Origin of the sequence: Pseudomonas sp. (assembly GCF_026224925.1) — a bacterium.
Classification (GTDB): Bacteria; Pseudomonadota; Gammaproteobacteria; order Pseudomonadales; family Pseudomonadaceae; genus Aquipseudomonas.
On record NZ_JAMFRV010000003.1, the window covers coordinates 1 to 8,111 of the forward strand.

An 8,111-nucleotide genomic window follows, 5' to 3' on the forward strand; every position below is an offset into this window, starting at 1 on the left:
GGTGATGCTGTGGGTGGGCGGTATGGATGTCATCGCCGGGCGGATTTCCGGTGGTGAGCTGGCGGCGTTCGTGTTTTACAGCCTGATTGTAGGCAGCGCGTTCGGCACGTTGAGCGAAGTCATCGGTGAGCTGCAGCGTGCGGCCGGTGCGGCGGAGCGTATTGCGGAGCTGCTTCAGGCGCCGAGTGAGATCACGCCACCGGTCAGCGACCTGCTGCGCTTGCCGGAGCGGGTGAGTGGTCAGCTCACCTTGGAAAATGTCAGCTTTGCTTATCCGTCTCGCCTTGAGCGCAACGCTATCGATGGATTCAGCCTGACCATCGAAGCCGGAGAGACGCTCGCGCTGGTCGGGCCATCGGGGGCGGGCAAGTCGACGTTGTTTGATTTATTGCTGCGCTTTTATGACCCGCAGCAGGGTCGGCTGCTGTTGGAGGGCTTGCCCATCACTCAGCTTGACCCACTGGACCTGCGACGCTGTTTTGCCATGGTCTCGCAGACGCCAGCGCTGTTTTTTGGCAGCGTCGAAGAGAACATCCGTTACGGCAATCCCGGCGCAACCATCGAACAAGTGCAGGCCGCTGCGCGTATTGCGCATGCTCATGAGTTTATCTTGCAGATGCCTGACGGTTATCAAACCCACCTGGGTGACGGTGGCCTTGGCCTGTCTGGCGGCCAGCGTCAACGTCTGGCAATTGCCCGGGCGTTGCTGGTTGATGCGCCGATCCTGCTGCTTGACGAGGCCACTAGCGCCCTAGATGCGCAGAGTGAACACCTGATTCAGCAAGCCTTGCCAAGCCTGATGAAGGGGCGCACCACCCTGGTGATAGCCCACCGCCTGGCCACGGTACAGAATGCTGACCGCATCGCTGTGATCGATCAAGGGCGTTTGGTGGCGGTGGGTACCCATCAACAACTGATCGCCAGCAACCCGCTGTATGCGCGGTTGGCGGCGTTGCAGTTCAATGTGCATCAGGAAGAAGTGGTTTAGTGCCCGCAGGGCTCCTTTAGGTAGGAGCCGCCGAAGGCACAATTGTGCTCTGTGTTAGTCGCGGTACTCACACAGGTAAGCTGTATCGACGTCGACTTCCAGTTTGAACTTGCAGTTGGCCGGCAGGTTGAACTGAGAGCCTGCAGCAAACTCTTCGAACTCATCGTTGTCTGGCAGTTTGACTTTAAGCGCGCCGGAAATAACGTGCATGATCTCACGTTGGCTGGTGCCGAAATCATACTTGCCGGCGGCCATGACGCCGATGGTGGCTTGACCTTCCGCTTGACTGAAAGCAATCGATTTGACGGTGCCGTCGAAGTACTCGTTGACTTTAAACATGGTCGATTCCTTGAAAAAAAGGGCTGAAAAAGGTCGTCCAGTATGCCGAACGTATAAAAGGCCGTCATCCGCTTTAAGAATTGCGTCTCCTGGTTGCAACTAATCAACGTGGCAGAACCAATGGCAGCAACCGCGCCGTATTGCGCGCATCTACCAGCGCCCGGTGTTGTTGCCCCTGGAATTGCATGCCGGCCAGTTGCAGCGCCGCATTAAGTCCTAACGGCCGCGTCAGTTTACGGGCCTCGATGAACCGTTGCTTGAGGTTGACATGTTCCAGCGTGCTCAAGCCGCTGACCACTGCGTGATGCTTCCATTCCTGCTCCAGCTGCCGACGATCGTACTCGCCCCAACTGGCCCAGCCCGCCAGCCGCGGAAGGTGATTACCGAGCCAGCGCTCGAACTGCGCCCAGACAGTGGTGAAGGGTTGCGCACTGTCGATATTGGCCTGACTGATGTGCGTCAGCTCGCGGCAGAAATGAGTCAATAACGGACGCCGCAGGGGGCGCACAAAACGCTCGAAATGGTCCAGTTCACGGCCATCCTGATTCACTAAGGTCACGCCGATCTCAATAATCTCCATTTCGGCTATCGGCCAGCCGCCGTCCTCCGTTGTGGCCTCAAGGTCAATCACCAGCCAATGCGGCATATCGAGCTCCGGTCAAACAGCGCAAAGATAGGCTGAGCGTAGTCACAATAAACCTCTTAAGTCCAATGGCGTGTAGCGGTTGAATGCTTGCAACCACCCGAGCGCTTGCTTGGGTGGCCGTACGAGCATAAATTGCGCCAGTGTTGGCTATTTTCAGGGGGCTCACTAAGGGGACTTACATCATGCACGATGAAAAAGCCCAGAGGGTGATGATTGAGTTGGTGGCAAGCGGACAGCTCACCGCCCCCGACAGCGCCCGGGGAAGGCTGCTGCAAGTGGCTGCGCACTTATTTCGCAACAAAGGCTACGAGCGCACCACCGTGCGGGATTTAGCCAGCGCAGTGGGCATCCAGTCCGGTAGTATTTTTCATCATTTCAATAGCAAAGATGAAATTCTCCGCGCCGTCATGGAGGAAACCGTTCGCTACAACACTGCTTTGATGAGAGCGGCGCTGGAGGAAGTCAGTGGCGTACGTGATCGAGTATTGGCGCTGATTCGCTGTGAACTGCAATCGATCATGGGTGGCAGCGGCGAGGCCATGGCGGTGTTGGTCTACGAGTGGCGTTCGTTGTCGCCGCAAGGGCAAGTGCAGGTACTGGCGCTGCGGGACATTTACGAAAGCCTGTGGTTGCAGGTCCTGGGCGAGGCCAAAGCCGCGGGCTACATCAGGGGAGACGTGTTCATCACGCGGCGGTTTCTGACCGGCGCGTTGTCATGGACCACGACCTGGTTCAGTGCGCAGGGCAGTATGACGTTGGGTCAGTTGGCGGAAGAGGCGCTGTTGATGGTTTTAAAAGACGCATAACGCGTACCGAATGTCGCTCATCGACGTTGTTTAACGGCTCAAAAACGCATAGTTTAGCCGGGGTCCAGTTACTGAGAGGTGCGCTGTCTTGATGTCTTCGCTATTGCGCACAGCTTCCCAGGCACTGCTGTTGTCGGTCTGCACGCTATGGACTTTACAGGCCTGTGCGGCGCAACTGGTTCGGGTGGGCGCAGCGCATTTTCCGCCGTATACCGTCCGTCCCGAAAAGGGTGAAGACACCGGCTTGTTGCCCAGGCTGTTGGAAGCACTGAACGCGGAGCAAAGCGATTTTCAGTTCGTGTTGGTACCGACGTCTATTCCACGCCGCTTCCGCGATTTCGAGCAAGGGCGGATCGACATGGCGATTTTCGAGAATCCGGAGTGGGGTTGGAGAAATATCCCTCACGTCGATGTCGACATGGGGCTCGAAGACGCTGAAATCTTCGTCGCCAAACGTGCCGACGGTCGAACCCAAGCGTATTTCGATGACGTCAAAACAAAGCGCTTGGCGTTGTTCAACGGCTATCACTACGAGTTCGCCAGCTTCAACGCTGATCCCAAATACCTTGCCGAGCATTTCAACGCCACGTTGACGTACTCCCACGACGCCAATCTGCTGATGGTGTTGCGAGATCGCGCCGACATTGCATTGGTCACACGCTCGTACCTAAGTGATTACCTGGCGCGCAACCAAGATGAGGCCAACCAATTATTGGTGTCTGTGCGTGTTGACCAGATTTATCGGCACTTCGCGCTGCTGAGCCCAAACGCCGCAATCACCGGCGATCAATTCAGTGAGCTGTTACAAAAGCTTCGCCAAAACGGCCAGATGTTTAAGATATTCCAGCCGTTCCGCATCGCAGTCTCACCAGTCTCACCGCTGCCAACACACCGCGCGGTGGTGTTTGATGGGACCGATTAGCGATCTTTTGCTTCTTTGGCGTCCATTTCCGCGTTGCGCTGTTTAACGCGTTTGAGCTGTTCGTCAGTCATGTCTACCTTGGTTGCAGTGTCGCGCAACATCAACAGACCGCCGACCACCGAGCCGATTGCTACTACTAGAATTAACCACGCATACCACGGCATAAAAGCTCTCCTTGTTCTGATACTTCTATAGAGCAATCTTCATTGCCAGTGGTTCAATTCTAGGCGTCCCGCACCAAGTTTGTTAAAGAGTTAGACATCAGGCAGATTGTGCTCTGCCGATGTTCCACCAGTTCGGCTACAATGCCGCGCCGATTTCGACTTGCCCGAGAGCCCACTCATGTCCGCCTGCCAGACTCCTATCATCGTCGCCCTGGATTTCCCTACCCGCGACGCCGCGTTGAAACTGGCGGATCAGTTGGACCCCGCATTGTGCCGGGTCAAAGTGGGCAAAGAACTGTTTACCAGCTGCGCGTCGGACATCGTTGAGACCCTGCGCAACAAGGGTTTTGAGGTGTTTCTCGACTTGAAATTCCACGACATCCCCAACACTACCGCGATGGCAGTAAAGGCTGCGGCAGAGATGGGTGTGTGGATGGTCAACGTTCATTGTTCAGGTGGCTTGCGCATGATGGCGGCGTGCCGTGAGGTGCTGGATCAGCGCAGCGGACCGAAGCCGTTGCTGATAGGCGTCACGGTGCTGACCAGCATGGCCCGTGAAGACTTGGCCGATATTGGTCTGGATGTAGAGCCGCAAGTGCAGGTGTTGCGCCTTGCGGCGTTGGCGGCGAAAGCCGGTATGGACGGTCTGGTGTGTTCCGCGCTGGAAGCCCAGGCATTGAAAGCGGCCCATCCGACGTTGCAATTGGTGACCCCGGGCATTCGTCCTGCGGGCAGCGCATTGGACGACCAGCGCCGCATCCTGACCCCGCGTCAGGCGCTCGACGCGGGTTCTGACTACCTCGTCATCGGTCGCCCGATCAGCCAGGCCGCCGATCCAGCCAAAGCGCTGGCTGAGATAGTCGCCGGTTTGGCGTAAGACATCTGCAGCTAAGAGGCATCCCGAATGAATTCGGTGCCACAGGGGGATCGCCGATTACCTGTGGGACCGAATTTATTCGGGAAGCAAGCAACGCGGTATTCAGTCATTCCTCATCCTGGTCAAACCTTCAACACCAACTTGCCAAAGTTCTCGCCTTTGAACAGCTTGAGCAAGGTCTCGGGAAAGGTCTCCAGGCCATCAACAATGTGTTCCTTGCTTTTGAGTTGACCTGAGGCCAGCCAGCCAGCCATTTCCTGCCCGGCGGTGGCAAATTGTGCGGCGTAGTCCATCACTACGAAGCCTTCCATGCGTGCGCGGTTGACCAGCAGCGACAGGTAATTGGCCGGTCCCTTGATCGCTTCCTTGTTGTTGTACTGGCTGATCGCGCCGCAGATAATCACGCGCGCTTTGGGCGCCAAACGAGACAGCACGGCGTCCAGTATGTCGCCACCGACGTTGTCGAAATAAACGTCTACACCCTTCGGGCACTCGCGTTTCAAACCCGCCACCACATCTTCATTCTTGTAATCGATGACGCCATCAAACCCCAGCTCGTCAATCAGCGACTGACACTTCTCTTGGCCGCCAGCGATGCCGATGACCCGGCAGCCTTTGATTTTCGCGATTTGCCCGGCAACGCTGCCCACTGCGCCCGCCGCCCCCGAGATCACCACTGTATCGCCAGCTTTCGGCGCGCCGACGTCCAACAGAGCAAAGTAAGCGGTCATGCCGGTCATGCCCAGGGCTGACAAATAGCGCTGCAGCGGTGCCAGGGCTGGGTCAATCTTGTAAAAGCCTTTTGGTTCGCCAACAAAGAAATCCTGCACGCCCAGTGCGCCCTGCACGTAATCGCCCACTGCAAAGTTGGGACTTTTCGACTCGATCACCTTGCCAACGCCGAGGGCGCGCATGACGTCGCCCAGGTTGACCGGCGCGATATAGGACTTGCTCTCGTTCATCCAGCCACGCATGGCCGGGTCCAGGGACAGGTACTCATTTTTGACTAAAATCTGACCCGCTGCGACTTCTGCAACAGGCACTTGCTGGTAGGTAAAGTCTTCCCTGCTTGCAGCGCCGCTCGGGCGTTTCGCAAGTAGGAATTGACGATTGATCTGGTTGGTCATAGCGGTCGCTCTTTTTGTAGACGGAAGTAATAGCAGCTACGTGATAGTCGTTGGCGCACGTTCAGGCAAGGCTTGTCCGTCTGGCGAATGCGCACCAATCCAGCGCCGTGATTAAACCTCCACAGGCTTAATCACTCCTGCGCATAAGCACATAACCGGGTCCGTAATAGTGCTGACGTGCGCTGACGGCCACTGGCTAGACTGCTTCGCTATCCCACCGTCTGAGGACTATTACATGAGCATGACTTTTTCCGGCCAAGTGGCTTTGGTGACGGGCGCAGCCGCTGGCATTGGTCGCGCTACCGCGTTGGCGTTTGCCGCCGAGGGCTTGAAAGTGGTGGTGGCGGACGTGGACGCCGAGGGTGCTGAAGGCACTGTCGCGTTGATTCATGCGGCGAGTGGTGAGGCATTGTTCGTACGCTGCAACGTTACCCAAGAAGCCGATGTGCAAAGCATGATGGCGCAGGCGGTCAATGCGTATGGCCGTGTCGACTATGCGTTTAATAACGCCGGTATCGAGATTGAAAAAGGTCGTTTGCCTGAGGGCAGCGAAGCCGAGTTTGACGCGATCATGGGGGTTAACGTCAAGGGCGTCTGGCTGTGCATGAAGTATCAGCTACCGCTGATGCTGGCCCAGGGCGGCGGCGCTATCGTCAACACCGCATCGGTTGCCGGTTTGGGCGCTGCACCGAAGATGAGCATCTACAGTGCGTCCAAGCACGCCGTCATCGGCCTGACCAAGTCGGCGGCGATTGAGTTTGCGAAAAAGAAGATCCGCGTCAATGCCGTTTGCCCGGCCGTGATCGATACCGATATGTATCGCCGCGCCTATGAGGCCGACCCCAAAAAAGCTGAGTTTGTTGCTGTCATGCATCCAGTGGGGCGCGTAGGCACAGTCGAAGAAATCGCCAGCGCGGTGCTTTATCTGTGCAGCGACGGCGCAAGCTTCACCACCGGCCTTGCATTGCCCGTGGACGGCGGCGTTACGGCGTACTGATGGCGCCGCAGATACTAATGTGTGAGTCAGCTTGCTGGCGAAAGCGTCGGGTCAGGCACCACCGTGGGATGGCCTTCGCAAGCAAGCTTGGCTCCCACAGGGATGATGTTCTGTCTGAAGGATATAGGTAAGCGAAATCCTGGAGATATTGGAGAAACACCGGCATTGGTCAACATAATCCACACGCTGATCGGCTAAGCTCGCTGCTTATGGCTGCCGATGTGTCTGGAGTGTGTCGATGGATTCCCCGTGGTTCGCTTATCCGCTGGCGAGTGCTTCGCTATTTTTGGTTGTCGACCTGATCTTTTGGCAATGGGTCGACCCCAAGTATATGCGCCGCAAAATGGCGGTGCGTCTGGTGCTGTTTCTGCTGTTCAGCATGGCCTTGTTGAACGGTGGTCTGAGCCCGCTGGTTCCAGTTCCCGAGGTGCTCGGCTCGGCGCGACACACGTTGGCGACGTTGCTGGCAATCATCTGGTGGCTGTTTGGCGCCCGAGCATTGACCGCCTTGGCGGTAGTGGCGCTGGAGCCCCGTATCGGCGGCAAAGGGCATTTGCTACAGGATTTGATGGGCGCGATCATCTTTCTGGTCGCAATCGTCGCGGCGGCGGCGTACATCCTCGATCTTCCGGTCAAGGGCTTGCTGGCCACCTCCGGCGCGGTGGCAATCATCCTCGGCCTCGCGGTGCAGAGCACGTTGGGCGACGTATTTTCCGGGATTGTGCTCAACGCAACCAAGCCTTTCCGGGTTGACGACGTGATCAGCGTCGACGATGTCGAGGGCAAAGTCATCGAGATCGATTGGCGCTCGACCTACCTGCTGACCTCCGACGGCAGCATGGTAGTGATCCCCAACGCCATGGCGGCGAAAACCCGAATTGTTAACCTAAGCCGCCCGGACCATTTTCATTCCGTGGTGCTGACCATTGAGCTGCCGGTGCGCTTGCGCCCCAGCCTGGTGCTGGATGCGCTGGATAACGCCATACAGGGCTGTCGGGAATTATTGGCGAAGCCCAAAGGCAGTGCAGTGGTCAAAACGTCCGGCCTGCGTAGCGTGCAATATGAGGTGACCGGTTACGTTAAATCCCGGGATCGCCGTGGGGCGGTGCGTAATCAGCTGTATGACCTGATCTATCGTCAACTCAATGCCTCGGAAACCCTGCGTCAAAACAAGGTGCAAGTGCGACCTGCAACCCGCGCGCTGGCGGCACTCAATATGGTGAGCGCGCTGCGTGGCCTTACCGA

10 protein-coding genes are annotated in these 8,111 nt (G+C 57.3%); 6 read left to right on the forward strand and 4 right to left on the reverse strand.

Annotated elements, in window-relative coordinates:
- The coding region (locus M0974_RS00125) for an ATP-binding cassette domain-containing protein (RefSeq protein ID WP_297831001.1) at window positions 1–988 on the forward strand (988 nt) is incomplete at its 5' end.
- A 54-nt stretch (window positions 989–1,042) separates the two neighbouring features.
- Here M0974_RS00125 and M0974_RS00130 read toward each other — a convergent pair.
- A complete protein-coding gene (locus tag M0974_RS00130; RefSeq protein WP_297831004.1) occupies window positions 1,043–1,327 on the reverse strand; it encodes a pyrimidine/purine nucleoside phosphorylase in 285 nt (94 codons plus the stop codon).
- Between the two features lie 103 nt (window positions 1,328–1,430).
- Window positions 1,431–1,973, reverse strand: coding sequence for an exonuclease domain-containing protein (locus tag M0974_RS00135; RefSeq protein ID WP_297831006.1), 543 nt, complete (start codon window positions 1,971–1,973; stop codon window positions 1,431–1,433).
- Window positions 1,974–2,155: 182 nt separating this feature from the next.
- Between M0974_RS00135 and M0974_RS00140 the strand changes: the two genes are divergently transcribed.
- Both M0974_RS00140 and M0974_RS00145 read left to right on the forward strand, forming a co-directional pair.
- Window positions 2,156–2,779 (forward strand): TetR/AcrR family transcriptional regulator, encoded by a 624-nt coding sequence (locus tag M0974_RS00140; RefSeq protein ID WP_297831010.1) that lies wholly within the window; start codon window positions 2,156–2,158, stop codon window positions 2,777–2,779.
- Between the two features lie 91 nt (window positions 2,780–2,870).
- Window positions 2,871–3,701 carry an ABC transporter substrate-binding protein gene (locus M0974_RS00145; protein WP_297831013.1) on the forward strand — a complete coding sequence of 277 codons (831 nt, stop codon included), beginning with the start codon at window positions 2,871–2,873 and terminating at the stop codon, window positions 3,699–3,701.
- Here M0974_RS00145 and M0974_RS00150 read toward each other — a convergent pair.
- Window positions 3,698–3,865, reverse strand: a complete 168-nt coding sequence (locus M0974_RS00150; protein ID WP_297831017.1) for a DUF2897 family protein — start codon at window positions 3,863–3,865, stop codon at window positions 3,698–3,700. The genes M0974_RS00145 and M0974_RS00150 overlap by 4 nt on opposite strands.
- A gap of 178 nt (window positions 3,866–4,043) precedes the next feature.
- On the opposite strand from M0974_RS00150, the gene pyrF reads away from it, so the two are divergent.
- Window positions 4,044–4,742 carry an orotidine-5'-phosphate decarboxylase gene (gene pyrF, locus M0974_RS00155; RefSeq protein WP_297831020.1) on the forward strand — a complete coding sequence of 233 codons (699 nt, stop codon included), beginning with the start codon at window positions 4,044–4,046 and terminating at the stop codon, window positions 4,740–4,742.
- A 122-nt stretch (window positions 4,743–4,864) separates the two neighbouring features.
- Here pyrF and M0974_RS00160 read toward each other — a convergent pair whose 3' ends face one another.
- Window positions 4,865–5,869 carry an NADP-dependent oxidoreductase gene (locus M0974_RS00160; RefSeq protein WP_297831022.1) on the reverse strand — a complete coding sequence of 335 codons (1,005 nt, stop codon included), beginning with the start codon at window positions 5,867–5,869 and terminating at the stop codon, window positions 4,865–4,867.
- 235 nt (window positions 5,870–6,104) lie between these two features.
- On the opposite strand from M0974_RS00160, the gene M0974_RS00165 reads away from it, so the two are divergent.
- Both M0974_RS00165 and M0974_RS00170 read left to right on the forward strand, forming a co-directional pair.
- Entirely contained in the window at window positions 6,105–6,866 is a 762-nt protein-coding gene (locus tag M0974_RS00165; RefSeq protein ID WP_297831025.1) for an SDR family oxidoreductase, read from the forward strand.
- 238 nt (window positions 6,867–7,104) lie between these two features.
- Window positions 7,105–8,111, forward strand: a 1,007-nt coding sequence (locus M0974_RS00170; RefSeq protein ID WP_297831029.1) for a mechanosensitive ion channel domain-containing protein, incomplete at its 3' end; no start/stop codon positions are given.